The 24216-nt window shown below is 66.4% G+C and carries 25 protein-coding genes; 16 read left to right on the top strand and 9 right to left on the bottom strand.

What is annotated here, in order from left to right; translation table 11 throughout:
• Positions 1–54 precede the first annotated feature (54 nt).
• The gene (eno, locus tag Q3A80_RS01885) at positions 55–1338 is read left to right on the top strand and encodes a phosphopyruvate hydratase (RefSeq protein WP_011885396.1); all 1284 of its coding nucleotides are present in this window, start codon (positions 55–57) and stop codon (positions 1336–1338) included.
• A gap of 82 nt (positions 1339–1420) precedes the next feature.
• Positions 1421–1846 carry a cell division protein FtsB gene (gene ftsB / locus Q3A80_RS01880; protein WP_446327403.1) on the top strand — a complete coding sequence of 142 codons (426 nt, stop codon included), beginning with the start codon at positions 1421–1423 and terminating at the stop codon, positions 1844–1846.
• A gap of 93 nt (positions 1847–1939) precedes the next feature.
• Here the strand turns inward: ftsB and Q3A80_RS01875 are convergent, their stop codons facing one another.
• The 3 genes from Q3A80_RS01875 to Q3A80_RS01865 all read right to left on the bottom strand — a co-directional run bounded on the left by Q3A80_RS01875 (position 1940) and on the right by Q3A80_RS01865 (position 3937).
• Positions 1940–2299, bottom strand: coding sequence for a hypothetical protein (locus tag Q3A80_RS01875; RefSeq protein ID WP_446327402.1), 360 nt, complete (start codon positions 2297–2299; stop codon positions 1940–1942).
• A gap of 137 nt (positions 2300–2436) precedes the next feature.
• Positions 2437–3387, bottom strand: coding sequence for an Hsp33 family molecular chaperone HslO (gene hslO, locus Q3A80_RS01870; RefSeq protein ID WP_446327401.1), 951 nt, complete (start codon positions 3385–3387; stop codon positions 2437–2439).
• A gap of 25 nt (positions 3388–3412) precedes the next feature.
• Complete coding sequence (locus tag Q3A80_RS01865) at positions 3413–3937, bottom strand: gamma carbonic anhydrase family protein (RefSeq protein WP_040144554.1); 525 nt, start codon at positions 3935–3937, stop codon at positions 3413–3415.
• 142 nt (positions 3938–4079) lie between these two features.
• On the opposite strand from Q3A80_RS01865, the gene Q3A80_RS01860 reads away from it, so the two are divergent.
• The 11 genes from Q3A80_RS01860 (at position 4080) to Q3A80_RS01810 (ending at position 13659) form a co-directional block, all read left to right on the top strand.
• On the top strand, positions 4080–4940 hold the full coding sequence (locus Q3A80_RS01860; RefSeq protein WP_446327400.1) for a ferritin-like domain-containing protein: 861 nt from the start codon (positions 4080–4082) through the stop codon (positions 4938–4940).
• 394 nt (positions 4941–5334) lie between these two features.
• The gene (locus tag Q3A80_RS01855) at positions 5335–6225 is read left to right on the top strand and encodes an alpha/beta fold hydrolase (protein ID WP_446327399.1); all 891 of its coding nucleotides are present in this window, start codon (positions 5335–5337) and stop codon (positions 6223–6225) included.
• Positions 6226–6304: 79 nt separating this feature from the next.
• Positions 6305–7135 (top strand): 3',5'-nucleoside bisphosphate phosphatase, encoded by an 831-nt coding sequence (locus tag Q3A80_RS01850; protein ID WP_446327398.1) that lies wholly within the window; start codon positions 6305–6307, stop codon positions 7133–7135.
• 72 nt (positions 7136–7207) lie between these two features.
• Entirely contained in the window at positions 7208–7840 is a 633-nt protein-coding gene (locus tag Q3A80_RS01845) for an L-threonylcarbamoyladenylate synthase (RefSeq protein WP_446327397.1), read from the top strand.
• Between the two features lie 45 nt (positions 7841–7885).
• Complete coding sequence (locus Q3A80_RS01840) at positions 7886–8548, top strand: site-2 protease family protein (RefSeq protein ID WP_446327396.1); 663 nt, start codon at positions 7886–7888, stop codon at positions 8546–8548.
• An 8-nt stretch (positions 8549–8556) separates the two neighbouring features.
• Entirely contained in the window at positions 8557–9759 is a 1203-nt protein-coding gene (locus Q3A80_RS01835; protein WP_446327395.1) for a tryptophan--tRNA ligase, read from the top strand.
• A gap of 9 nt (positions 9760–9768) precedes the next feature.
• Positions 9769–10371, top strand: coding sequence for a class I SAM-dependent methyltransferase (locus tag Q3A80_RS01830; RefSeq protein ID WP_446327394.1), 603 nt, complete (start codon positions 9769–9771; stop codon positions 10369–10371).
• Between the two features lie 47 nt (positions 10372–10418).
• A complete protein-coding gene (gene dapA / locus Q3A80_RS01825) occupies positions 10419–11324 on the top strand; it encodes a 4-hydroxy-tetrahydrodipicolinate synthase (protein ID WP_446327393.1) in 906 nt (301 codons plus the stop codon).
• 111 nt (positions 11325–11435) lie between these two features.
• Entirely contained in the window at positions 11436–12581 is a 1146-nt protein-coding gene (gene bamC, locus Q3A80_RS01820) for an outer membrane protein assembly factor BamC (RefSeq protein ID WP_446327392.1), read from the top strand.
• Positions 12582–12585: 4 nt separating this feature from the next.
• On the top strand, positions 12586–13362 hold the full coding sequence (locus Q3A80_RS01815) for an MBL fold metallo-hydrolase (RefSeq protein ID WP_446327391.1): 777 nt from the start codon (positions 12586–12588) through the stop codon (positions 13360–13362).
• Positions 13363–13476: 114 nt separating this feature from the next.
• Complete coding sequence (locus Q3A80_RS01810; protein WP_446327478.1) at positions 13477–13659, top strand: hypothetical protein; 183 nt, start codon at positions 13477–13479, stop codon at positions 13657–13659.
• Between the two features lie 20 nt (positions 13660–13679).
• Here the strand turns inward: Q3A80_RS01810 and Q3A80_RS01805 are convergent, their stop codons facing one another.
• Both Q3A80_RS01805 and Q3A80_RS01800 read right to left on the bottom strand, forming a co-directional pair.
• Entirely contained in the window at positions 13680–13925 is a 246-nt protein-coding gene (locus Q3A80_RS01805; protein WP_011657350.1) for a hypothetical protein, read from the bottom strand.
• Positions 13926–13979: 54 nt separating this feature from the next.
• Entirely contained in the window at positions 13980–15200 is a 1221-nt protein-coding gene (locus Q3A80_RS01800) for a JmjC domain-containing protein (protein ID WP_446327390.1), read from the bottom strand.
• A gap of 32 nt (positions 15201–15232) precedes the next feature.
• Between Q3A80_RS01800 and Q3A80_RS01795 the strand changes: the two genes are divergently transcribed.
• Complete coding sequence (locus Q3A80_RS01795) at positions 15233–15787, top strand: FKBP-type peptidyl-prolyl cis-trans isomerase (RefSeq protein WP_446327389.1); 555 nt, start codon at positions 15233–15235, stop codon at positions 15785–15787.
• Here Q3A80_RS01795 and Q3A80_RS01790 read toward each other — a convergent pair.
• Together Q3A80_RS01790 and mutS are read right to left on the bottom strand one after the other, a co-directional pair.
• A complete protein-coding gene (locus Q3A80_RS01790) occupies positions 15767–17038 on the bottom strand; it encodes a hypothetical protein (protein WP_446327388.1) in 1272 nt (423 codons plus the stop codon). The two genes, Q3A80_RS01795 and Q3A80_RS01790, sit on opposite strands and share 21 nt — an antisense overlap.
• Positions 17019–19712, bottom strand: a complete 2694-nt coding sequence (gene mutS / locus Q3A80_RS01785; protein WP_446327387.1) for a DNA mismatch repair protein MutS — start codon at positions 19710–19712, stop codon at positions 17019–17021. The genes Q3A80_RS01790 and mutS overlap by 20 nt, the downstream gene beginning before the upstream one ends.
• A gap of 159 nt (positions 19713–19871) precedes the next feature.
• Here mutS and Q3A80_RS01780 point away from each other — a divergent pair, with 159 nt between their 5' ends.
• A complete protein-coding gene (locus Q3A80_RS01780; protein ID WP_446327386.1) occupies positions 19872–21146 on the top strand; it encodes a tyrosine-type recombinase/integrase in 1275 nt (424 codons plus the stop codon).
• A gap of 211 nt (positions 21147–21357) precedes the next feature.
• Here the strand turns inward: Q3A80_RS01780 and Q3A80_RS01775 are convergent, their stop codons facing one another.
• Both Q3A80_RS01775 and Q3A80_RS01770 read right to left on the bottom strand, forming a co-directional pair.
• The gene (locus Q3A80_RS01775; RefSeq protein WP_175923349.1) at positions 21358–21987 is read right to left on the bottom strand and encodes an MBL fold metallo-hydrolase; all 630 of its coding nucleotides are present in this window, start codon (positions 21985–21987) and stop codon (positions 21358–21360) included.
• 3 nt (positions 21988–21990) lie between these two features.
• Positions 21991–22989: a zinc-binding dehydrogenase gene (locus tag Q3A80_RS01770; RefSeq protein WP_175683426.1), complete on the bottom strand. Its 999-nt coding sequence runs from the start codon at positions 22987–22989 to the stop codon at positions 21991–21993.
• A 184-nt stretch (positions 22990–23173) separates the two neighbouring features.
• On the opposite strand from Q3A80_RS01770, the gene Q3A80_RS01765 reads away from it, so the two are divergent.
• Positions 23174–24061, top strand: a complete 888-nt coding sequence (locus tag Q3A80_RS01765) for an AraC family transcriptional regulator (RefSeq protein ID WP_175683425.1) — start codon at positions 23174–23176, stop codon at positions 24059–24061.
• The last annotated feature ends 155 nt before the right edge of the window (positions 24062–24216 follow it).

Genomic DNA, 24216 nt, shown 5'->3' with positions numbered 1-24216 from the left:
GGCACGCGTGCCGTCGCAGTTTGAAGAATCCATCGTCATTCTCAGAGGAAACCCATGAGTGCAATCGTAGATATCATCGGCCGCGAGATTCTGGATTCGCGCGGCAACCCCACCGTCGAATGCGACGTGCTGCTCGAATCGGGCACGATGGGCCGCGCGGCGGTGCCGTCGGGCGCGTCCACCGGCTCGCGCGAAGCGATCGAACTGCGCGACGGCGAAGCCGGCCGCTACAACGGCAAGGGCGTGCTGAAGGCCGTCGAGCACATCAACACCGAAATCTCCGAAGCCATCATGGGCCTCGACGCGTCGGAACAGGCGTTCCTCGACAAGACGCTGCTCGAGCTGGACGGCACCGACAACAAGTCGCGCCTCGGCGCGAACGCGATGCTGGCCGTGTCGATGGCCGTCGCGAAGGCCGCCGCTGAAGAAGCCGGCCTGCCGCTGTACCGCTACTTCGGCGGCTCGGGCGCGATGCAGCTGCCGGTCCCGATGATGAACATCGTCAACGGCGGCGCGCACGCGAACAACAGCCTCGACATCCAGGAATTCATGATCGTCCCGGTGAGCCAGCCGACGTTCCGTGAAGCGCTGCGTTGCGGCGCGGAAGTGTTCCACGCACTGAAGAAGATCCTGAGCGACCGCGGCATGAGCACGGCAGTCGGCGACGAAGGCGGTTTCGCACCGAACTTCGGCAGCAACGACGAGTGCCTGTCGACGATCCTGCAGGCAATCGAGAAGGCCGGCTACCGTGCGGGCGAAGACGTGCTGCTCGCGCTCGACTGCGCGGCATCCGAGTTCTACCACGACGGCAAGTACCAGCTCGCCGGCGAAGGCCTGCAACTGTCGTCGGCCGAATTCACCGACTACCTCGCGACGCTCGCCGACAAGTTCCCGATCGTGTCGATCGAGGACGGCATGCACGAAGGCGACTGGGACGGCTGGAAGCTGCTGACCGAGCGCCTCGGCAAGAAGGTGCAGCTGGTCGGCGACGACCTGTTCGTCACGAACACGCGCATCCTGAAGGAAGGCATCGAGAAGGGCATCGCGAACTCGATCCTGATCAAGATCAACCAGATCGGTACGCTGACCGAAACGTTCGCGGCAATCGAAATGGCGAAGCGCGCGGGCTACACGGCCGTGATCTCGCACCGCTCGGGCGAAACGGAAGATTCGACGATCGCGGACATCGCGGTCGGCCTGAACGCCGGTCAGATCAAGACGGGTTCGCTGTCGCGCAGCGACCGCATCTCGAAGTACAACCAGCTGCTGCGCATCGAGGAAGATCTCGGCGACATCGCGAGCTACCCGGGCAAATCGGCTTTCTATAACCTGCGCTAACGCGCTACTATCGGGTTCGTCATCTCGACGCCGCTCTGTGCATGTCGCGCGGAGCGGCGCTTCTTATATCTGCGTCTCCTACATGCGGCTTGTCACTGTCGTCCTGATTGCCTTGCTGGCGCTCATTCAGTACCCCCTATGGTGGGGACACGGCGGCTGGTTGCGCGTGCATGAATTGCGCCAGCAGCTCGGCGATCAGTTGCAGAAGAATGCGGACGAGAAGCTGCGCAATGAACGGATCGCCGGCGAAGTGCAGGATCTGCAGAGCGGCACTGCAGCCATCGAGGAGCGCGCGCGCTACGAGATGGGCATGGTGAAGGACGGCGAAGTGTTCGTGCAGTTCGTGTCGCCGAATGCGCCGGCCGCGCCGCTGAACAACACGCCGTCGAACACGTCGACGCGCGGTGCGGTGTCCGCGGCGCCGGTGCGTGTCGTGCCGAACCCGCAGTCGATCGCGAAGCCGTCGCGGCATCACGGCGGCGAGAAAGGCAAGGCCGCGCATCACTGAGCGGCAGTCCGAATCATTGAAAAAGCGCGGGAAAATACCGCGCTTTTTTATTTCCTGCGAGTCGTCGATCGGCTCCGCCGGCGCGGTGACGCATCACCACCACCAGCCCGGATAGCCGTAGCCATAGCCGATGCCGGTGCCCCACCGGTTGCCCCAGCCGCCGCCGTAATAGCCGCCGTACACCGTCACCGGCGGCGGCGCGTAATACGACCATGCGCGCGCGGCCGCCTCGGCCGCCATCGCATCGTTCTGTTCGCGCAGCACCTGCCGGTCGATCTCGTCGTAGCGCTTGCGCTCGGCGCTCGATAGCGCGGGCGGCTGGCCGCCCGATGCGCCGGCTTCGGGCAGGCGGCTCAGGATCGTCGACGGAGGCGGCTGCACCGCGCAGCCGGCAAGCGCCAGCGTGCCGGCTGCGACGCTGGTCAGGAAGAGGGTGCGGAACGGGCGATTCATGGGTTTCTCCAGCAGCGCGTCGCCGACAGCGGGAAGCGGTTTGCGCCGAAAGCCGGGCCTGCGGCGCGTGAGCCGTGTGTGCGACGCTCGTGCGTCATTATGCGCCCGCGCCCGCATCGCGGGCACGGGCGCACGGCTCAGTGACGCTGGTCGGTCGCGGGCGTGATGCCGGTCGTGAGTTCCGGCGCGGCGAACAGTTGCGCGACGTCGACGGGATCGAACTCGTAGCGCTGATTGCAGAACTCGCAGTGGATCTCGACATGACCGCGCTCGACGATCACGCTGTCGACCTCTTCGCGGCCGAGCATGCGCAGCATCGCGCCGACCTTCTCGCGCGAGCACGAGCACAGGAAGCGCGTACCGGCCGGATCGAAGTGCTGCACGTTTTCCTGCCAGAAGAGCCGGCGGAACACGACCTCCGGCTCGACCTCGAGCAGTTCCTTCGCCGACAGCGTGCCGCCGAGCGTGCACACGCGTTCCCACGTATCGGCGTCGGTTTCTGCATTGCGCGGCACGATGCCGCCGTCGCCCGGCAGCTTCTGCAGCAGCATGCCGACCGCACGGTCGCGATCGGCGGCGAGCCACAGTCGCGTGTCGAGCTGCTCCGAGTGGTGCATGTAATGCTCGAGCACCTGCGACACCGATTCGAGCGGACCGTCGACGCCGTTCAGCGGCACGATGCCCTGGTACGGCTGCTGGCCGGGCAGCTTCTCGGCCGGGTCGAGCGTGATCACGCAACGGCCGTGGCCGCTCGCGTTGACGAGCGACGCGAACTGCGTGTCGTCGCCGATCGTTTGCGCGGCATCGCCGGCGAACTTCGCGGTGGCGCGCATCGACAGGTCCGAGTTGCACTGGACGACCAGCATCTGGACCGGCCCGTCGCCGAAGATCTGCATGATCAGGGTGCCGTGAAATTTCAGGTTCGCCGACAGCAGCGCGCACGCGGCCATCATCTCGCCGAGCACCGTGCGCACCGGAGCAGGGTAGTCGCGGCGGGAAAGCACCTCTTGCCACGTGTTGCGCAGCGATACGATCTCGCCGCGCACGGGTGCCGAATTGAACATGAATTTCTGTAACTGGTCGCTCACTCTTCTTCCTTGAAATCCGCGCGGATCACCCGATCCGCACGAGTTGCTCCTTGAAATGCGCACGCCGCTCGACGTACGTCTTCGCATTTGCGCGCAGCCGCGCGATGTCGTCAGCCGACAGCTCGCGCACGACTTTCGCCGGGGCGCCGAGAATCAGCGAATTGTCCGGGAACGTCTTGCCTTCCGTCACGACCGCGCCGGCACCAACCAGACAGTTGCGGCCGATCACCGCACCATTCAAGACCACCGCCTGAATCCCGATCAGCGATCCTTCGCCGATCGTGCAGCCGTGCAGCATCGCCTGGTGTCCGATCGTCACGTTTTCGGCAATCGTCAGAGGAAAGCCGGGGTCCGTGTGCAGGACCGCGCCTTCCTGGACATTGCTGCCGGCGCCGACCGTGATCGTCTCGTTGTCGCCGCGAATCGTCGCGCCGAACCATACGCTTGCGTTCTCGTCGAGCACGACCTTGCCGATGATGGCCGCCGTATCGGCGACGAATACGCTTTCGTGGATCGTCGGGGCCGTATCGCCCAGTTTGTAGATCGTCACGGAGTCTCCTGTCTCTTCGATGATGGGCGCCGGTAGAATGGCGCGTCTGGCGTGCCGCGCGCATCGCGTCGCGGCACAAACGCATATTGTAAACCGTCGCGTGCATGCGCTCCTGCGATGCGCGCGGGCGGTGCCCCGTTCGATGAGCATGGAGTCTTCTTCTTTCCCCGCCGCGCCGGTATGCGTGCGCCGCGCCGCGCTCGACGCGCTGCGGATGTCCGCGCCGGCCGCGAAGGCCGCGCACGTGCGTGCGCTGTACGACGCCTGGCTGGCCGGGCAGGCCGCGATCGCGCCGCCACTCGAGCTGGACGAACCGACCGATCTGCCGGGCCGGCCCGCGCGCCCGCCGCTCGTCGAGCCGCGCCAGCTCGAGCGGCGCAGCATGCGTTCGCCCGCGGGGCGGGCGGTGCTGCTGCACGCGCTCGCGCATATCGAATTCAACGCGATCAATCTCGCGCTCGACGCCGTGTGGCGCTTCGCCGGGATGCCGGACGCGTTCTACGCGGACTGGCTGAAGGTCGCGGCCGAGGAGGCCTATCACTTCACGCTGCTGTCCGACCGGCTCGCCGGCGGGTTCGGGCATGCATACGGCGATTTCCCGGCGCACAACGGGCTGTGGGAGATGTGCGAGCGGACGAAGGACGACGTGCTCGCGCGAATGGCGCTCGTGCCGCGCACGCTGGAGGCGCGCGGACTCGATGCGTCGCCGCCGATCCGCGCGCGGCTTCTGCAGGCAGGCGACGACGCGTCCGCGGCGATCCTCGACGTGATTCTGCGCGACGAGATCGGTCACGTCGCGATCGGCAACCGCTGGTTCCGGCATCTGTGCGACGCGGCGGGCCGCGATCCGGTGCCGACCTACCGCGAGCTTGCCGAGCGATACCATGCGCCGCGGCTGCGCGGGCCGTTCAATTTCGACGCGCGCCGCAGTGCGGGATTCGCGCAGGCCGAGCTGGACGAACTCGCCGCACAGGACGCGACGGACGGCAAGGCGGCGGACTAGGCCGGTCGATGCTGCCGGTGTCGACGCGCAGGCGTTCATCCGGCCGTCGCACGCCCGGTCGGCGCCGTTGCGGCGCCGACCAGCGCTAACAGCCCCGACAGCCCCGACAGTGCCGACAGTGCCGGTGCCGGTGCCGACCGACGCCACTTGACGTCGCTCGATGTCGCCCGACGCCGCCCGAGGCCACCCAACGCCACCCGACGTCATCCGACGTCACCCGAAGTCACCCGACGTCACCCGAAGTCACTCGATCCGCCGATCCGCCGACCCGCACGCCGCCCCCGCACCGCACGCCGCCGGCCCGCCGTTGCTAGAGAATCGCCTCGACTGCGGGCCGCCGGAACGTTCGCGCCGCCGCTATAATCGAACGACCATTCTTTTCTTGGCGGCTGCAATGAATGCCTCGAGTTCTGTTTCCGATTTCGTCACGGTGCGCGGCGTGAAGCTGCATGTGCGGCGCTGGGGCCGGCCCGATGCGCCGACGCTGTTCATGCTGCACGGCTGGATGGACGTCGCGGCGTCGTTCCAGTTCGTCGTCGATGCGCTCGCCGGCGACTGGCAGGTGATCGCGCCGGACGCGCGCGGCTTCGGCCTGTCCGACTGGCCGGTCGCGCGGCAGGGCGGCGGTCATTACTGGTTTCACGAATACCTGGGCGATCTCGACGCGCTCGTCGACCACTATGCGCCGACCGGCGAAGTCAACCTCGTCGGGCACAGCATGGGCGCGAACGTCGTGTGCCTGTACGCGGGCGCGCGGCCCGAGCGCGTGCGGCGCGTGGTCGATCTCGAAGGATTCGGGCTTGCGCCCGCCAGGGCCGAGCAGGCGCCGCGCCGGCTGCGCGGCTGGCTCGACGAACTGCGCGCGCCGCCGGTGCTGCGCCCGTACGCGTCGCTCGACGACGTGGCGGCACGGCTGATCAAGACCAATCCGCGGCTCGACGCGCGCCGCGCCGCGTTTCTTGCCGCGCACTGGTCGAAGCGCGGCGACGACGGCCAGTACCATCTGCTCGCCGACCCCGCGCACAAGATGGCGGGGCCGCAGCTGTACCGGCTCGACGAGGTGATGGCCGTGTGGAAGCAGGTGCGCGCGAAGGTGCTGCACGTCGAGGCCGTCGATTCGCCGACGCTCGCGTACCTGGCGGGCGACATCCCGCTGCCGGAGTTCAAGACCCGCTTCGGCGCATTCCCCGACTGGCGCGAAAAGCTCGTCGAGGATGCCGGCCACATGGTCCATCACGACCAGCCGGAACAGATCGCGGCGCTGATCGAGGCGTTCTGCGCATAGGCCGGCGGCGGCGGCGGGGCAGGCGGGCGGCGCAATTGCCGCATTGCAGTAGAATGAAGCTTCACCTGCCATACCGACAATGAACGCTGATCTCCACTGCCATTCGAATGTTTCCGACGGGTTGCTGTCGCCTGCCGACGTCGCGCGCCGCGCTCATGCCGGCGGCGTGACCCTGTGGGCGCTGACCGACCACGACGAGATCGGCGGCCAGGCGGCGGCGCGCAGCGAGGCGGAGGCGCTCGGAATGCGCTACCTGAGCGGCGTCGAGATTTCGGTCACGTGGGCGTCGCGCACCGTGCACATCGTCGGGCTGCACATCGATCCGTCGAATGCGACGCTCGTCGACGGCCTCTATCGCACGCGCCACGGCCGCGCGGCCCGCGCGCAGGCGATTGCCGCGCAGCTCGAGACGCTCGGCATCCCCGGCGCGTACGAAGGCGCGCTGAAGTACGTATCGAATCCCGACCTGATCTCGCGCACGCACTTCGCGCGCTTCCTGGTCGAAAACGGCCACGCCGCATCCACTTCGGACGTGTTCGATCGCCTGCTCGGCGACGGCAAGCCCGGTTTCGTGCCGCACCGCTGGGCGACGTTGCCCGACGCCGTCGCCTGGATCCGCGCGGCGGGCGGCGAAGCCGTGGTCGCGCACCCGGGCCGCTACCGCTATACGCCGGTCGAATTCGACGCGTTCTTCGGCGAGTTCATCGATCTCGGCGGCCGTGCGATCGAAGTCATCACGGGCAGCCATACGCCCGACCAGTACCGCGAATACGCGGACGTCGCGCGCCGCTTCGGCTTCGAAGTGTCGCGCGGCTCGGATTTCCATGCGCCCGGCGAGGGCCGCATCGAACTCGGCAGCCTGCCGCCGTTGCCGCCCGACCTGAAACCGGTCTGGGAGCGCTGGCTCTGACGCGCCGCGGCCGCCGGCCGTTCGCGTCGCGGCCCGCGCGCGCATCCGACTTCCCCCTCTTTACGTGCTTCCATGTCCCAGTTCTTCAGGATTCATCCGGATAATCCGCAGCCGCGCCTGATCAAGCAGGCCGCGGACATCGTCAGCAAGGGCGGCGTGATCGCGATGCCGACCGATTCGAGCTATGCGCTCGCGTGCCACCTCGACGACAAGGACGCGGTCGAGCGCGTGCGCCGGATCCGCGGCCTCGACGAGAAGCAGCACCTGTCGCTGCTCGTGCGCGACCTGTCGGAACTCGCCAATTTCGCGATGGTGGACAACCGCCAGTACCGGCAGATCAAGTCGGTGACGCCGGGCCCGTACGTGTTCATCCTGCAGGCGACGAAGGAAGTGCCGCGCCGGCTGTCGCACCCGTCGCGCAAGACGATCGGGCTGCGCGTGCCCGATCACGCGATCACGCTCGCGCTGCTCGAGGCGCTCGGCCAGCCGCTGCTCGGCACGACGCTGATCCTGCCGCCGGACGACGAGCCGCTGAACGATCCGGAGGACATCCGCGCACGCCTCGAAAAGCAGGTCGACCTCGTGATCGACGGCGGCGCGTGCCCGCGCGAGCCGTCGACGGTGATCGACCTGACGGGCGACGAGCCGCAGCTCGTGCGCGCGGGGTGCGGCGCGCTCGAACCGTTCGGGTTGTCGGCCGCGTAAGCGCCGTTCATTTTTGCGCGAGTGCGCTTGTTACAATAACGCGATATGGATGCTTCCCTGATACAGACCATCGCCGTCTACGCGCTGCCCGTGATCTTCGCGATCACGCTGCACGAGGCCGCGCATGGCTATGCCGCGCGCCTGCTCGGCGACAACACCGCGTACATGATGGGACGCGTGTCGTTCAATCCGATGCGCCACATCGACCCGCTCGGCACGATCGCGATCCCGCTCGCGATGTATTTCCTGACGGGCGGCGCATTCCTGTTCGGCTATGCGAAGCCGGTGCCGGTATCGTTCGGCAACCTGCGCGATCCGCGCTGGGGGAGCCTGTGGGTGTCGCTCGCGGGCCCGGCCTGCAACTTCGTGCAGGCACTGGTGTGGGGCGTGCTGACCATCGTGCTGCCCGTCGCCGGCGTCGACGAACCGTTCTTCACGCGGATGGCCTATGCAGGCGTCAGCGCGAACCTGGTGCTCGGCGTGCTGAACCTGTTTCCGCTGCCGCCGCTCGACGGCGGCCGCATCCTGGCGGCGCTGTTGCCGCCGAAGCAATCGATCGCGCTGTCGCGCATCGAGCCGTACGGTTTCATCATCGTCCTCGTGCTGGTTGCGACGGGCGTGCTGACGAACTTCTGGCTGCGCCCGCTCGTGAACGCCGCGGCCGGCGTGCTGAGCGCCATCCTGTCTCCCTTCGCCTCGCTTTTCTAACGACAATCATGTTCCCAGATCGTATTTTCTCCGGCATGCGACCCACCGGGTCGCTGCACCTCGGCCACTACCACGGCGTGCTGAAAAACTGGGTGAAGCTGCAGTCCGAGTACCCGTGCTTCTTCTGCGTGGTCGACTGGCATGCGCTGACGACGCACTACGAAACGCCCGAGGTCATCGAGAAGAACGTGTGGGACGTGCTGATCGACTGGCTCGCGTCCGGCATCGATCCGGCGCAGGCGACGCTGTTCATCCAGAGCAAGGTGCCCGAACACGCGGAACTCGCGCTGCTGCTCGGCATGAGCACGCCGCTCGGCTGGCTCGAGCGCGTGCCGACCTACAAGGAGCAGATGGAGAAGCTGAAGGACAAGGACCTGTCGACCTACGGCTTCCTCGGCTACCCGGTGCTGATGGCGGCCGACATCCTGCTGTATCGCGGCTCGCTCGTGCCGGTCGGCGAAGACCAGGTGCCGCACGTCGAGATGACGCGCGAGATCGCGCGCCGCTTCAACTACCTGTACGGCCGCGAGCCGGGCTTCGAGGAGAAGGCGCTCGAAGCCGCGAAGAAGCTCGGCGGCAAGCGGGCGAAGCTCTATCACGAGCTGCGCAATGCGTACCAGCAGGAGGGCGACGACGAGGCGCTCGAACAGGCGCGCGCGATGCTGCAGGAATCGCAGAGCCTGTCGATGAGCGACCGCGAGCGCCTGTTCGGCTATCTCGAAGGCGCGCGCAAGATCATTCTCGTCGAGCCGCAGGCGATGCTGACCGAAGCGTCGCGGATGCCGGGCCTCGACGGCCAGAAGATGTCGAAGTCGTACGGGAACACGATCGGGCTGCGCGAGGACGCCGATACGATCACGAAGAAGGTCCGCACGATGCCGACCGATCCGGCGCGCGTGCGTCGCACCGATCCGGGCGACCCCGACAAGTGCCCGGTGTGGCAGCTGCACCAGGTCTATACGGACGAAGCGACGCACCAGTGGGTGCAGAACGGCTGCCGCTCGGCGGGCATCGGCTGCCTCGACTGCAAGCAGCCGGTCGTCGAAGGGATCCTGCGCGAACAGCAGCCGATGCTCGAGCGCGCGCAGAAATACATGGACGACCCGTCGCTGCTGCGCGCGATCGTCGCGGACGGCTGCGACAAGGCGCGCAAGCACGCGGTCGAGACGATGCGCGACGTGCGCGAGGCGATGGGCCTGTCGTACACCTGACCTGACGGCATGCGCGAACCTGTCATTGCCGCCGCGGGCGGCCACGTCGCCCAGACCGAACCGTCGCGCTGGGTTGCGCGCTGGTCGCGGCTCGTGCCGGCGGGCGGCGCGGTGCTCGACGTCGCCGCGGGCGGCGGCCGCCATGCGCGCTGGTTCGCATCGCACGGCCACCCCGTCGTCGCGCTCGACCGCGATCCGGCCGCGCTCGGCGCATTGCGCGCGATTCCCGGCGTCGACGCGCGCGACGCCGATCTGGAGGGCGCGCCGTGGCCGCTGCCACCCGGCGCGTCGTTCGCGGCCGTGATCGTCACCCATTATCTGCATCGCCCGCTCTGGCCCCATCTGCTCGATGCGATGGCCCCGGGCGGCGTGCTGATCTACGAAACCTTCGCGCAAGGAAACGAAACGGTCGGCAAGCCGTCCAATCCCGCGTTCCTGCTCGCTCCTGGCGAGTTGCTGGACGCGGTGCGCGGCCATCTGCGGGTGGTCGCCTACGAGGACGGATTCGTCGCCGCGCCGCGCGAGGCATTCGTCCAGCGCATCTGCGCGGTACGCGAGGGCGCGACCCCGGCGGCGGGGGCGGGAATTCCACGTTACGAACTGCCCGGCTAATCCGCTACAATCTCAACGTTTACCGGTACATCAATCAATCGCGTTTCATGGCTAACGGCACCCAAGACGGCATTCAAATCCGCGGCAGCATCCCCGCGATCGTCACCCCGATGCTCGAAGACGGCAGTCTCGACCTGCCGGCGTTTCGCAAACTGATCGACTGGCACATCGAGGAAGGCACCGACGCACTCGTCGTGGTCGGCACGAGCGGCGAGTCGGCAACGCTCAACGTCGAAGAGCACATCCTGATGATCCGCACGGCGGTCGAGCATGCGGCGAAGCGCATCCCGATCATCGCGGGCGCGGGCGGCAATTCGACCGCCGAGGCGATCGAGCTGTCGAAGCACGCGAAGGCCGTCGGCGCCGATGCGACGCTGCAGGTCGTGCCGTACTACAACAAGCCCACGCAGGAAGGGATGTATCGGCACTTCAAGGCGATCGCGGAAGCGGTCGACCTGCCGGTGATCCTGTACAACGTGCCGGGCCGCACGGTTGCGGACATGGCGCACGAGACGACGCTGCGCCTCGCGCAGGTGCCGGGCATCATCGGCGTGAAGGAAGCGACCGGCAACATCGACCGTGCCGCGCACCTGATCAAGGCCGCGCCGAAGCACTTCGCGATCTACAGCGGCGACGATCCGACTGCGATCGCGCTGATGCTGCTCGGCGGCCACGGCAACATCTCGGTCACGGCGAACGTCGCGCCGCGCGCGATGAGCGACCTGTGCCGCGCCGCGCTGGCCGGCGACGTCGCAACCGCGCGCGCGCTGCACATGAAGCTGCTGTCGCTGCACAAGAACCTGTTCATCGAGGCGAACCCGATTCCGGTGAAATGGGCGCTGCAGGCGATGGGCAAGATGCAGGGCGGCATTCGCCTGCCGCTCACGCCGCTCGACGAGCGCTGCCACGATGTCGTGCGTTCGGCTCTCGTCGAGGCCGGCGTCCTCGCCTGATGCACAGGCGGCCGCGCCCTGCGGCCGCCGGCTCGACCCCTCATCAACCCGCACCGGCCGGCTCCGTCCGGCGCCGCTCCTGACGAGCGCTCTAGCAAGACGAAGGATTTCATGAAACGTTTCGCCTTTTCCTCTCGCGCCATCCAGGTTTCGGTGGTGGCGCTGGCGCTGGGCGCGCTCGCCGGCTGCGATACGCTGAACGATTACCTGGCCCCTGACAAGGTCAACTACAAGAACACGGGTTCGGCGCCGCCGCTCGCGGTGCCGAGCGACCTGAAGCCGGTGCCGACGACCCAGCAGTTCGTCGCGCCGCCGAGCAACGCCGGGCTCGGCACGCTGCCGCCGCGGGCGACGACGGCCGCCGGCAATGCGACCGACGGCGTCCCGAGCGCGCAGGATCCGCTCGGCATGCACATCGAGCGTGACGGCGATCGCCGCTGGCTCGTCGTCGACGGGCGCACGCCCGAGCAGCTGTGGCCGATCCTGAAGGAATTCTGGCAGGAGAACGGCTTCTCGCTGAAGACCGACGCGCCGTCGACCGGCATCATGGCCACCGACTGGGCCGAGAACCGCGCGAACATTCCGGACGACTGGTTCCGCCGCACGATCGGCAAGGTCATCGACTTCGCATATTCGTCGGGCACGCGCGACCGCTTCCGTACGCTCGTGAACCGCACGCCGAACGGCAACACCGACATCTCGATCACGCACAGCGCGATGGAGGAAATGATGGTCGGCCCGCAAGGCGGCACGTCGTCGCGCTGGGAAGAGCGCCCGCGCAACCCGGTGCTCGAGGCCGTGTTCCTGTCGAAGCTGATGCAGAAGTTCGGCCTGAGCGATGCGCAGGCGAAGCAGCTGCTGACGGACGCGCGTCCCGCGACGGCGCCGGCGCAGGTCAGCGACACGAGCGGCGGCGCCGCGACGCTGCAGCTGGCCGAATCGTTCGACCGTGCGTGGCTGCGCGTCGGTCTCGCGCTCGACCGTACCAACTTCGCGGTCGACAACCGCGACCGCGAGAAGGGCCTGTACACGGTCCGCTACGCGAACACGATGGAGGAGCTGAAGCGCGACGGCCTGTTCGGCAAGCTGTTCTACGGCGGCCCGTCGGCGGCCAAGCCCGGCAAGGAATATCTGGTCAACGTGCGCGCGCAGGGCAATGGCGGCACGCAGGTCGCGGTGGTCGACGCGAACGGCCGGGTCGACAACTCGTCGGACGCGCAGCGGATCATTTCGCTGCTGCACGCCCAGTTGAACTGATCGCGTGCGCTTCGCCAGCCTCGGTAGCGGCAGCGAAGGCAACGCGCTGGTCGTCGAGGTCGCGAGCGGCACGACGACCACCCGCGTGCTGCTCGACTGCGGTTTTTCAGCGAAGGAGGTCGAGCGCCGGCTCGGCCGCCTGAATCTCGGCATCGACGATCTCGATGCGATCCTCATCACGCACGAACACAGCGACCACGTCGGCAGTGCGCTGACGCTCGCGCGCCGCGGCTCGCTGCCGCTCTACATGAGCTGGGGCACCGCGCGCGCGGTCGGCGCGGACGAGGCCGATGTCGACCTGCACGTGCTGTGGGGCGACGAGACGGCCGCGATACGCGACCTCGCGGTGATGCCCTATACGGTGCCCCACGACGCGCGAGAACCGCTCCAGTTCGTGTTCATGGACGGTTGCCGCCGGCTCGGCGTGCTGACCGACGTCGGCATGGCCACGCCGCACATCACGACCGTCCTGAGCGGCTGCGACGCGCTCGTGCTCGAATCCAACCACGATACCGCGATGCTCGCCGGGAGCCGCTATCCGCAGTCGCTGAAGGCGCGGATCGGCGGCAGCCACGGTCACCTCAGCAACGATGCGGCGGCCGGCATCCTCGAATCGCTCGAACGCAGCCGTCTCCAGCACCTGGTTGCCGCACACCTGAGCCAGCAGAACAACCGGCCCGAGCTGGCGCGCCAGGCGTTTGCCGGCGTGCTGGGAACGGACGGGGAGGACGTCGTCGTCGCCACGCAGGACGCGGGCTTCGACTGGCTGGCGCTCGGCTGAGCGGGCCGGGAAGAGGGTGGGGCGGTGTTGTTGGCCGCCCTGGCGGCATCGCGCGCTGCGCGGAACCGACAGACGTAAAAAAACCGGCCCCTCGGGCCGGTTTTTTTTCAGCTGATGCTGAGGCTTACTGGCTTGCGCCCGAAGCCGGAGCAGCCGTCGCTGCCGAGGCAGCCGACGCCACAGCAGCAGCTGCGTCGCTCGCAGCAGCCGAAGCCGACGAAGCTGCAGCCGAAGCGTCGCTCGCAGCACCAGCAACTGCCGAAGCAGCCGACGAAGCAGCAGCCGATGCGTCGCTAGCAGCCGACGAAGCAGCTTGATCAGCGCTCTTGTTGCAAGCAGCCAGTGCAACAGCAGCCAACAGGGAAGCTACGAGGAGGGATTTCTTCATGATCACGTCCTTTTATGGTTAAAGGTAAGCAACAGCGCGAAACAATACCGGTAATGTGCTCCAACACCGACCTGGGCCGCTGGTGGAGACGCACTTCTAGAGCGTGAATCTTCCCTACGGCTTGGGCGGAAATTATATGCACTTTCCTATCGACCGTCGACAAATGCGGGGTCAATACGTTGTCTTTCCCATACAGAATTTGATCTGCACGGGCATACGGGGCGATTCACTAAATCCGGTTTCCGACCCGTATCCAGCCCGCACAATACCACTCGTGCAGCAAGGCTGTCATTGAGGGAACCCGGGATAGTGTTACAAACCGTTTCGCCTCCATCTGACGCAGATTCGCCAGTTCGGGCAGCCATTCACCGGCCTGCTCGAGCGGTTCTTCCTCGCCATTAATGAAGTACGAGCGCGCGTTATACATCAATGCGGCCCTTCTGTCGAGATACACGCCGCGGCGTGACGCCTGCGCGACGAACGCGGCCTCGGACAGCGGACGCGCCGGCGGCTCGAATACGACGTTCGATTTCGGCTCGCTCAGGTAGCAGCCGAGGAATTCGGCGACGTCGCGCTTGCGCCAGCGGATCGCATCGACGATCTCCGCGACGCGGTCGACCATTGCCGGCGGCAGCTGCGCAGGCGCGTCGACCGCCGGCTGCTTCGGATCGCGGTAGAGCGCATCGCCGCGCTCGTCGCGCAGCCCGCCGCGTTCCGCGAGGTAATACAGGAACTGCGCGCCCAGCTCGCCGGCGGACGGCGCCCGAAAGCCGATCGAGCAGGTCATGCATTCGCCTTCGGCCACGCCGTCGTGCGCGATGTGCGGCGGCAGGTACAGCATGTCGCCCGGCTCCAGCACCCACTCGTCGCTCGGCTCGAAGTGCTCGAGGATCTTCAGCGGCACGTCCGGCCGCAGCGACAGGTCCGTCTGCGCGCCGATGCGCCAGCGGCGCCGGCCTTCGACCTGCAGCAGGAACACGTCGTACGAGTCGAAGTGCGGGCCGACGCCGCCGCCGTCCGTCGCATACGAGATCATCAGATCGTCGAGCCGCGCATCCGGGACGAAGCGGAACCGGTCGAGCAGCGCGCGTGCGGCGTCGACGTGCAGGTCGAGGCCCTGTACGAGCAGGGACCAGGACTTGCGCGACACGGCAGGCAGCGTGCCCGGCTCGAACGGACCATGCGCCAGTTGCCACTTGTTACGAAAATGGGTGATGAGTCGCGATTCGGCGTCATAGTCGGCTGCCAGCTCGAACAGCGCATCGCGCGTGACCGGCGGCTTCACGCCGGGGATTGCCTGGCGGATCAGCAGCGGTTTTTTCTGCCAGTAGCGGCGCATGAATTGCGCCGGCGTGAGGCCGCCGAGCAGCGGCGTGGGAAGATCGGAAGGCGGCGCGCCGAGCGGGGCGGAAGCGGCGTCCCGCGGTTCGGCTTGAGACCGGTTGCGCATCGTATAATGAGACTTGTATTTGGGAGAATTGGATGAAAATCGCAAAAAACACCGTCGTGTCGGTCGCTTACAAGCTGTCGGATGCGCAAGGCAATCTGATCGAGGAAAGCGACGAGCCGATGGTTTATCTGCACGGCGGCTATGATGGCACGTTCCCCAAGATCGAGGAACAGCTCGACGGCCAGGAGCCCGGTTATCAGGCGCAGGTTCAGCTCGAGCCGCAGGATGCGTTCGGCGACTACGATCCCGAACTCGTGAAGATCGAGCCGCGCGATCGTTTTCCCGAGCCGATCGAAGTGGGCATGCAGTTCGAAGGCACGCCGGAAGACGGCGACGAGGAAGTGGATTCGCTGATCTACACGGTCACCGACATCGCCGAAGACAAGGTCGTGCTCGACGGTAATCACCCGCTCGCTGGCATGGCGCTGCGTTTTGCGCTCACCGTCAAGGACGTTCGCGAAGCGACCGAGGACGAAATCGAGCATGAGCATGCGCACGGCGCGGAAGGGCTCGAAATCGTCGACGAGGACGAAGACGAAGACGAAGACGGCGACGGCGACACGCCGTCAGGGCGTACCCTGCACTGAACTCGCAGGCGGGCCGGGCGCCGGCCCGGAAGCAGCGGGCGGCGCGGGCCACGACGCGCCGCCCGGCGTCGTGCCGTCGCCCTGCAGCGGCGGCGCGACCGACGACGAATCGGGCAACGCGGGCAACGCCGGGATCTCGGGCATCTGCGGCAGCGGGACATCGTCGCGCGGCCCGGCCGGCAACGCGGGCGGAACCGGCAGGTTCTTCGGCACGTCCTGCAGGCTCACGTTGAAGATCGTCTGCCGCGCGGGCGACACGTTGACCTTCACCCACTGATTCGCCGGATGACGCGGTCCGATCGCGACGCGTGTCACATTTCCCACCAGCCCACCGTCGTCCGCATGCAGCGGGCGATCGATCGTGAAACCGTTCGCCAGCGGCTCGCTGCTCGCGTGCATCACCAGGATCGGGCCGCGGAACGTCGCGGCCGCCTTCACCAGCGTACGTTTCAGTTCGCGGAAGCCGTCGCGCACGCGCGGCCGGTTGAAACGCAGCCACGCAAAACGTTCGGCGCGTTCGTAACGATCGAATTGCGGGTCGCCTTCGAAAATCACCACCATCGCGCGCGCGTCGCGCCGCTTCGCATATTCGGCTGCATGGTCGATCCAGAAGCCGTTCGCGATCACGCGGTCCTCGAATTCGCCGTTGCGTCCGCCGGCCGTCAGGAAATGGTTGTTCGGCGCCGGGACGTTCAGCGCGACGTACACGACGTCGTCATGCATCCAGCGCGCGTTTTCGCGATACGGCCGGAAGCGCGCGACTTCGCTTTCGCGCGTGATCGGCAGTGCGCCGGGGTCGGGCAGCGCGGCGTCTGCCAGCAACGTCTGCCGCAGGAAGTCCAGCCGCTCGACCGGATCGTAGCCGCCGCCGGCCGGAGTGCTGCAGGTCACCCAGTCGTCGTGGCCGGGCACGAACACGAGCGGCACGCGCGCTGCATTCAGGATCGCGCCGCGCTGCGTGTACAGCGCGTCGCGGCACGCTTCCTTCGCGCCCTTGATGTCGCCTGCGTAGACGACGAACGCCAGATTGCGCTCGCGCGCGATCGCTTCGAGCAGCCGCTGCGCGGCCGGCTCGTCGGCCGGTACGTCGATCACGCCGGACACGACCGCGAACGAGTAGGGCGCGGCCGCCCGTTTGGGCGGCGCGGCGAGCGCACCGGCCTGGGTCAGCGCAAGCGCCGTCGCGATCAGCACGGCGGCGGCGCGGGCCGGCATGCGCGACGCGACGCGGTTATGCGTGCCCGTCGGCATCGTGCGAGCGGACCAGCGTGCGCAATTCGTACAGCAGGTCGAGCGCGTCGCGCGGCTTGAGGTCGTCGGGATCGATGTCGCGCAGCTTTTCGAGCGCAGGATGCGGGGCGGCGGCCTGCGCCGGCGCATCCGCGCATTCGAACGCGTCGGCCGCCGCGGCCGGCGGCGCGCTGAACAGGTCGAGCTGCGGCGTGTGCTGCGTGGCCGATTGCTGCTCGAGATACGCGAGATGCTTGCGTGCGGCGCGGATCACCGGCGCCGGCACGCCCGCGAGCTGCGCGACCTGCAGCCCGTAGCTCTGGTTCGCCGGGCCTTCGTTGACCGCATGCAGGAACACGATGCCGTGACCGTGCTCGACCGCCGACAGGTGCACGTTCGCCGCTTGCGGGAATTCGGCCGGCAGTTGCGTCAGTTCGAAGTAGTGCGTCGCGAACAGCGTGTAGCAGCCGTTCTGCGCGAGCAGGTGGCGTGCGATTGCCCACGCGAGCGCGAGGCCGTCGAATGTCGACGTGCCGCGGCCGATTTCATCCATCAGCACGAGGCTTTGCGGCGTCGCGTCGTTCAGGATCGCGGCGGCTTCCGTCATCTCGACCATGAAGGTCGAACGGCCGCCGGCGAGGTCGTCGGCCGCGCCGATCCGCGTGAAGATGCGGTCGATCGGGCCGAAGCAGGCCGATTTCGCGGGTACGTAGCTGCCGACGTACGCCATCAGCGCGATCAGCGCCGTCTGTCGCATGAACGTCGACTTGCCGCCCATGTTCGGGCCGGTGATCAGCAGCAGCTTGCGCTCGGCACCGAACCGGCAGTCGTTCGCGATGAACTGCTCGACCTGCGCTTCGACGACCGGGTGGCGCCCCTGTTCGATCTCGATGCCGATCTCGTCGGTGAACGTGGGCGCGACCCAGTCGAGCGTGCGTGCACGCTCCGCGAACGCGGCCAGCACGTCGAGCTCGGCGAGCGCCGATGCGACGCGCTGGCATTCGGGAATGAACGGCAGCAGCGCCTGCAGCACGCCGTCGTACAGCGCGCGCTCGCGGGCCAGTGCGCGCTCCTGCGCGGACAGCGCCTTGTCCTCGAAAGTCTTCAGTTCCGGCGTGATGTAGCGCTCGGCGTTCTTCAGCGTCTGGCGGCGGCGATAGTCGTCGGGCACCTTGTCGGTCTGGCCGCGCGTCACCTCGATGTAGAAGCCGTGCACCTTGTTGTATTCGACGCGCAGGTTCGCGATGCCGGTGCGCGCACGTTCGCGCGCTTCCAGATCGATCAGGAACTGCCCGCAGTTCTCGGAAATGTCGCGCAGTTCGTCGAGCTCCGCATCGTAGTCGCGCGCGATCACGCCGCCGTCGCGCACCATCGCGGCGGGCTCGGGGGCGATCGCGCTCGTCAGCAGGTCGAGGCATTCTGCGGGCGGCGCGAGCGCTGCGTCCACGCGGGCGAGCGCATCCGCGTTCGCGACGATCGCGCCGATGCGCTCGCGCAATGCCGGCAGCGCGGCGAATGTATCGCGCAGGCTCGACAGGTCGCGCGGCCGCGCAGACAGCAGCGCGAGACGCCCGGTGATCCGCTCGACGTCGGCGACCTGACGCAGCGCGCTGCGCAATGCGTCGAGGCTCGCATTCGCGGGCGCGTCGAGCAGCGCGCCGATCGCTTGCTGGCGCGATTGCGCGGCGACCGATGCGCGTGGCGGATGATGCAGCCAGTGACGCAGCAGCCGGCTGCCCATCGTCGTGCAGCAGGTGTCGAGCAGCGAATACAGCGTCGGCGATTCGGTGCCGCGCAGCGTTTCGGTCAGTTCGAGGTTGCGGCGCGTGGCCGGATCGAGCCCGATGTATTCGGTTTCGTTTTCGACCTTCAGGCTGCGCACGTGACGCAATTGCTGGCCCTGCGTGGCTGCCGCGTACAACAGCAGCGCACCGGCCGCGCCGCATGCGCTCGTCAGCGAATGTGCGCCGAAGCCGTCGAGGCCCGCGACGTCGAGCTGGTCGCACAGGCGCTGCGTGCCCGATGCGATGTCGAAGTGCCATGCCGGTACGCGCTTGATTGCGCCGGCGCCGGCGGGCACGGCGTCGGTCGAGCCGTCCGCGGTCAGGATTTCCGCGGGGCGGATGCGTTCGAGCGCGGCGCCGAGCTGATCGGGTTCGATTTCGGCGAGCCGCAGCGCGCCGCTTGCGAGGTTCAGCCATGCGAGGCCGATGTTGACCGCGACGCCGCGCTTGTTGTGGCCCGTGCACATCGCGAGCAGGTAGACGTCGTTCTTGTCGGACAGCAGCGCGGCATCGGTCAGCGTGCCGGGCGTGACGACGCGCACGACCTTGCGTTCGACCGGCCCCTTCGACGTGGCGGGGTCGCCGATCTGCTCGCAGATCGCGACCGATTCGCCCATCTTCACGAGCTTCGCCAGATATTGTTCGACCGCGTGATGCGGGACGCCGGCCATCTTGATCGGGTTGCCCGCCGACGCGCCGCGCTGCGTGAGGGTCAGGTCGAGCAGGCGTGCCGCTTTCTCCGCATCCTCGAAGAACAGCTCGTAGAAGTCGCCCATCCGGTAGAAGACGAGCGTGTCGGGGTGGTCGGCCTTGATGCGTAGATACTGCTGCATCATCGGCGTATGATTGCTTATTGCGGCTTCCGTAAGCTGCTGTTTCACTTCCGTAATTTCCTGCACGTCCTTATCCATCAAGGCATTCCGTCCGTTTTGGGGTATCCGCTACCGGATTTCCCCATGTCGCGACATCTTGCGAAATTTCCGTTGTCAGCGTAGCTTTTTGCCTCTGTCACAACACGAGCCTACGCCGGGCTGCCCCGGCGTATGGCGGAAACCTACGCTGAGGTCTGAATGCGGTTTGACGCCCGTACGGCAAAGCAACTTTTGCCCGGTGCACACCTGAATATTGACGGATGTCCGGGTCTTCGGCTGCAGGCGACTACGTCGCGCCGTAGCTGGATTTACCGTTACAAGTCCCCCGTCGACGGACGTATGCGACAAATCAAGATCGGCGAATGGCCCGCGCTGTCGATCGCCGCGGCGGCCGTTGAGTGGGAGCGCTTGAGGGATGAGCGCAACACAGGCAACGATCCGGCGCTGAAGAAGCGGCAAGCACACGGTTCTGTCGGCGTAATGGTACAGCAAGGGGATTCGCCGACCGTGCGCGAAATATGTGCGGCATATCTGAAAGGCCACATAGACGTAAATCGAGGCGTCAAGGGAGCGACTGAGGTCGCGCGCATGTTCCGAACCATGATCGAAGACATCGCCGACTTGCCGGTTGCCGAAGTGACGCGCGAACGTGCGTTCGCCAAAATCGACGCCTTTCGGCACATTCCGGTGCAAGCCTCGAAGCTCCGGCTCGAGCTGGGTGCGGCATGGGACTACGCGTTAGACGCCGGCAAGATTCCAGAGTCGACGCCGAACTGGTGGCGTCAAATCATGCGCGGTAGGCTGAGGAGCAACGGCAAGCGTATTCAGGGGCAGCCCGTCGGGACCGTAAAGCGGTTTCTGAACGAGGGTGAGGTTGGGGCGTTAATAAACTGGTTGCCCAACTTCAGCCGAAACGTTGAGGACGCTTTGACTCTTTATCTCTGGACCGGAACGCGCGGCGCAGAGATTGCTTCGATGGAGGGCGCGGAGATTAGCGACGAGCCGGACGGCCTGTGGTGGACGATTCCCAAGGCAAAGACGAAGAACGCACGGCATGCGAACGCTACCGACCTGCGAGTGCCGTTGATCGGCCGAGCAGAAGCGATCGTGCGCCGCCGGCTCGCGCGTTATGGCAAGGGATGGCTATTTCCGGCGGAAAGGGGCGGACCGATGCAGCAAAAGGTGTTTGGGCAGGCGGTTCATTTCCATATGCCCTACAGCGAAACGCGGCCGGAGCAGTCTCGGCCCCGGCTACCCGTTACGCACTGGGCGCCGCACGACCTACGCCGGACAGCGCGCACCATGCTGGCGGCGCTCGGCTGCCCATACGAGGTCGGTGAGGCGATCATCGGGCATATGCTGCCCGGAGTCGGCGGCGTTTACAACCGTCACAGGTACGACGCCGAGCGCCGCCAGTGGTTGACGAAGCTGGATGCGAAGCTTGAAGACCTTACTTGTAAAAGGTTGGACTAGATCCAACAGCAGCGTCAGATCGGCTGACTCAGTTCGGCCAAATACAGACATCTACGACGCTTTATTGAAAGGCCGTTTCCGACTCACAAAGGGATGCATGCGGTAGATGTCGCGTCCCTCCGGCGCTCTCAGTAAGCACCTGACCTGTACCGTTCCCCACGTCGAAATTCGCGACGGTGCTAATTGCCATCAGATCAACGCGGCCGTATGGCTATAGCCGTTCAATAGCACCGTCCACGATGGCGTGCCATTCATCAGCGTAGGTCATCGAGACGGGCGTTGGCCCCTGGCAGGCGCTGGCAATCACCACGTCGGGATCGAGTTCGCGCAACAGGCCAAGACTGGCTCTGAGACTGGATTTTCGCCCTCCCGAGAAGGGCCAGATCAGCGTTCCCCAAGACTGCCCCTTGGGGAAGAGCGAATCACCGGTGAAGAGATAGGTCTTGCCGTGCGGCGAGCGGTACATGAAGCAGGTGCTGCCCGAGGTGTGCCCCGGCGTCGGAATGACCTCGATGTTGCCCAGGTGCGTCTCGCGCGCATCGAAGGTCACGTCGATGGGGCAGTACGACTTGACGGCCTTGGCCTCCAGCTTGTGGCAGCACAGGGCCGACCCGAACGTCTGCTTGATCGTTGCCAGTGCCGGCCCGGCTTCGTCCCGGTGGGACAGGTACTGGCGGACGATCCCGCCCAGATCCTTGATCGGCTGCAGCTCCTCCAAGACACCGGTGCCGTAAAACAGAATGTTGCCTTCGGGCCGCGCCAGCAGATAGGCGTGCGAGGTGACGCCGTGGAACGGGTGTTCAGTCTGCGTCTGCCAGAGGTCAGGGAAGAGCTGCTGCATGGTTTAAGTTTCCGAAGTCAAGATCGTCGCGCCGCGTCGCGGCGTCGCGTGGGCCGCAGCGAGCGCTTCGGTCGCTTGCGTGAAAGCGAACTCGCAGTATTCAGCAAAGTTCTGCGGTGCCCGGCGCGCCAGTTCGAACAGGTCGGCAATGTCGGACGCACGTTGCGCAGGCGTGCTCGCAAGCCAGCCATAGGCGTTCAGACCCTTCAACGTCAGTTGCCGAACCGTCAGGGGGATCGTGGAGATCGCCGAAGGGCGCGGGTCGAGGCCACCATAGGTCAGCAACGTGCCACCATCGGCGAGCACGTTCAGGAGCTGGGCGGTCATCTCGCCGCCAATCGGATCGATCGCTACGGCCGGGGCCTGCCCGCCTGCGGCAGTCACCTTGGCAGCCCATCCGTCGTGCTCCGAGCTGACGACGGCAACGCCGGGAACGCTGGGCGCTAGGATCGCTGCACCGGTATCGCTGCGCACCAGCGCGATGGCCTTGGCACCATGCATCTGCGCCAGCGCGATCAGGTTGCGGCCGACGCCGGAGCCGGCGGCCGTGACCAGCAACGGCGCACCGCCGGAGGCCGCCAGTGCCGCACGCATGAGCACGATCGCGGTGATGCCATTGATGGCAATCTGGCACGCGGTCGTATCGCTGACATCATCCGGGACTGGAATGACGGCCATGGCGGGTGCGACCACGCGCTCCGACCACGTCCCGTTCGCCGGGAAGAGCATCACTCGCTGACCCGGCTTGATGCTGGTAGCGGGATCGACGTCCGCGCCCACCTGCTCAACGACACCGACACCGTCGCCGCCGGGAATAGTTCCCTCGGCAGAGATCGGCGAGGGAATGTAGCCGCGCACCATCAAGTCGTCGATCGGGTGCACCATGCGCTTGGTGATGCGGACTGTGACGTCGTTGGGACCAGGTTGCGCCGGGGCGGCGATGTCTTCGAAGCCGAGCACTTCGGTCGGCTCGCCGTTTCGGCGGTACACATGAGCTTTCATCGGGATTCCTTTGCGGTATTCAGAATGGCGATCACGCCTGGCGCGACACTCGTCGTGCACGCAATGCAGTTTGGCCCGACGCGATCCGTCGCGGAAGGTGGATGCTCCCGGAAAATTGCCTAATCCTACTGACCTTAGGCCAATCTTCTTGATGAAAGCAGAGCCTACTCTTACAGTTGGGTTCATGGACGACGACTTCGAGACAAATCGACGCCGCTTGGCGGTGCGAATCGCGCGGTGGACTGGCGACGCCGAGCAGTACAGGCCCGCGATTGCAGGCCTGAGCTTGCACCGGCACACACACGCCGATTCGCCCTTCGACTGCCTGATGGAACCCGCCATCGCGGTGCCAGTTCAGGGCGTGAAGCAAACGTGGCTGGGCTCCGAGGTATACGCCTACGACAGGCATCGCTTTTTGCTCACGTCGTTGGACTTGCCAGTGGCGATGCAGGTTTCGCAGGCTTCGCTCAACTTGCCGTTCCTGAGCGTGGTGTTGCGACTCGACTCGCGTGCGATCAGTAACATAGTCGTGGAGACCGGCCTGCAGCATCCTCGGGAGCGGGCGGCAAACGGTCCCGGCATCGTGTTGGGGAAGACGACGGCAGGGCTATTGTCTGCTTTGGATCGACTGATCGGGCTGTTGGACGAGCCCGAGTTATTGCCAGTACTAGCCCCACTGCTACAGCGCGAGATCCTTTATCGCCTACTTCGCAGCGACGTTAAGAACCACGTGTGGCAGATGGCTTCCATTGCCGATCAGAACCAGAGCATCGCTCGGGCCATCGACTGGCTGAAAAACCATTTTCATGAGCCCCTGCGCATCGGTGAGCTCGCCGCCCGGGTGGGCATGAGCGTGTCCCGCTTCCACCACCACTTCAAGCGCCTCACATCGATGAGTCCGCTGCAGTTCCAGAAGTGGCTGCGCCTGACCGAGGCTCGAAGGTTGATGTTGGTCAAGGGCTTGAATGCGTCGACAGTTGCCTACGAGGTGGGCTATGAAAGTCCCTCCCAATTCAACCGGGAATATGCGAGGCAATTCGGCACGCCACCGCACCGCGATGTAACGAACTGATGCCGCACGCCGCGGTCCCCGTCGGCTAGTCGTGGCAGACAAGCGTCCGTCCCAACGAGGGCCGCCTCGCGCGCAGGCTCGGGTGTGAACGACGCCTGGAGTGACTGGTGTTGAGTTCGGTCATGACGTTCATACGCGTGGAACGGAAGACTGAA

This window comes from Burkholderia sp. SR8 (assembly GCF_052851275.1).
Note: the sequence above shows the minus strand (reverse complement) of the source record. Positions and strands in the feature narration are given on the sequence as shown.

Bases quoted from the DNA above. Each gene is read 5' to 3' on its own strand.
- Q3A80_RS01800 (WP_446327390.1), bottom strand. From the start codon at position 15,200: ATGCGCAACCGGTCTCAAGCCGAACCGCGGGACGCCGCTTCCGCCCCG.
- Q3A80_RS01840 (WP_446327396.1), top strand. From the start codon at position 7,886: ATGGATGCTTCCCTGATACAGACCATCGCCGTCTACGCGCTGCCCGTG.
- Q3A80_RS01875 (WP_446327402.1), bottom strand. From the start codon at position 2,299: ATGAATCGCCCGTTCCGCACCCTCTTCCTGACCAGCGTCGCAGCCGGC.
- Q3A80_RS01810 (WP_446327478.1), top strand. From the start codon at position 13,477: ATGCTGAGGCTTACTGGCTTGCGCCCGAAGCCGGAGCAGCCGTCGCTG.
- Q3A80_RS01795 (WP_446327389.1), top strand. From the start codon at position 15,233: ATGAAAATCGCAAAAAACACCGTCGTGTCGGTCGCTTACAAGCTGTCG.
- Q3A80_RS01775 (WP_175923349.1), bottom strand. From the start codon at position 21,987: ATGCAGCAGCTCTTCCCTGACCTCTGGCAGACGCAGACTGAACACCCG.
- Q3A80_RS01835 (WP_446327395.1), top strand. From the start codon at position 8,557: ATGTTCCCAGATCGTATTTTCTCCGGCATGCGACCCACCGGGTCGCTG.
- Q3A80_RS01765 (WP_175683425.1), top strand. From the start codon at position 23,174: ATGGACGACGACTTCGAGACAAATCGACGCCGCTTGGCGGTGCGAATC.
- dapA (WP_446327393.1), top strand. From the start codon at position 10,419: ATGGCTAACGGCACCCAAGACGGCATTCAAATCCGCGGCAGCATCCCC.
- ftsB (WP_446327403.1), top strand. From the start codon at position 1,421: ATGCGGCTTGTCACTGTCGTCCTGATTGCCTTGCTGGCGCTCATTCAG.
- Q3A80_RS01780 (WP_446327386.1), top strand. From the start codon at position 19,872: ATGCGGTTTGACGCCCGTACGGCAAAGCAACTTTTGCCCGGTGCACAC.
- Q3A80_RS01770 (WP_175683426.1), bottom strand. From the start codon at position 22,989: ATGAAAGCTCATGTGTACCGCCGAAACGGCGAGCCGACCGAAGTGCTC.
- Q3A80_RS01850 (WP_446327398.1), top strand. From the start codon at position 6,305: ATGAACGCTGATCTCCACTGCCATTCGAATGTTTCCGACGGGTTGCTG.
- bamC (WP_446327392.1), top strand. From the start codon at position 11,436: ATGAAACGTTTCGCCTTTTCCTCTCGCGCCATCCAGGTTTCGGTGGTG.
- Q3A80_RS01830 (WP_446327394.1), top strand. From the start codon at position 9,769: ATGCGCGAACCTGTCATTGCCGCCGCGGGCGGCCACGTCGCCCAGACC.
- Q3A80_RS01855 (WP_446327399.1), top strand. From the start codon at position 5,335: ATGAATGCCTCGAGTTCTGTTTCCGATTTCGTCACGGTGCGCGGCGTG.
- Q3A80_RS01860 (WP_446327400.1), top strand. From the start codon at position 4,080: ATGAGCATGGAGTCTTCTTCTTTCCCCGCCGCGCCGGTATGCGTGCGC.
- mutS (WP_446327387.1), bottom strand. From the start codon at position 19,712: ATGGATAAGGACGTGCAGGAAATTACGGAAGTGAAACAGCAGCTTACG.
- Q3A80_RS01845 (WP_446327397.1), top strand. From the start codon at position 7,208: ATGTCCCAGTTCTTCAGGATTCATCCGGATAATCCGCAGCCGCGCCTG.
- eno (WP_011885396.1), top strand. From the start codon at position 55: ATGAGTGCAATCGTAGATATCATCGGCCGCGAGATTCTGGATTCGCGC.
- Q3A80_RS01790 (WP_446327388.1), bottom strand. From the start codon at position 17,038: ATGCCGACGGGCACGCATAACCGCGTCGCGTCGCGCATGCCGGCCCGC.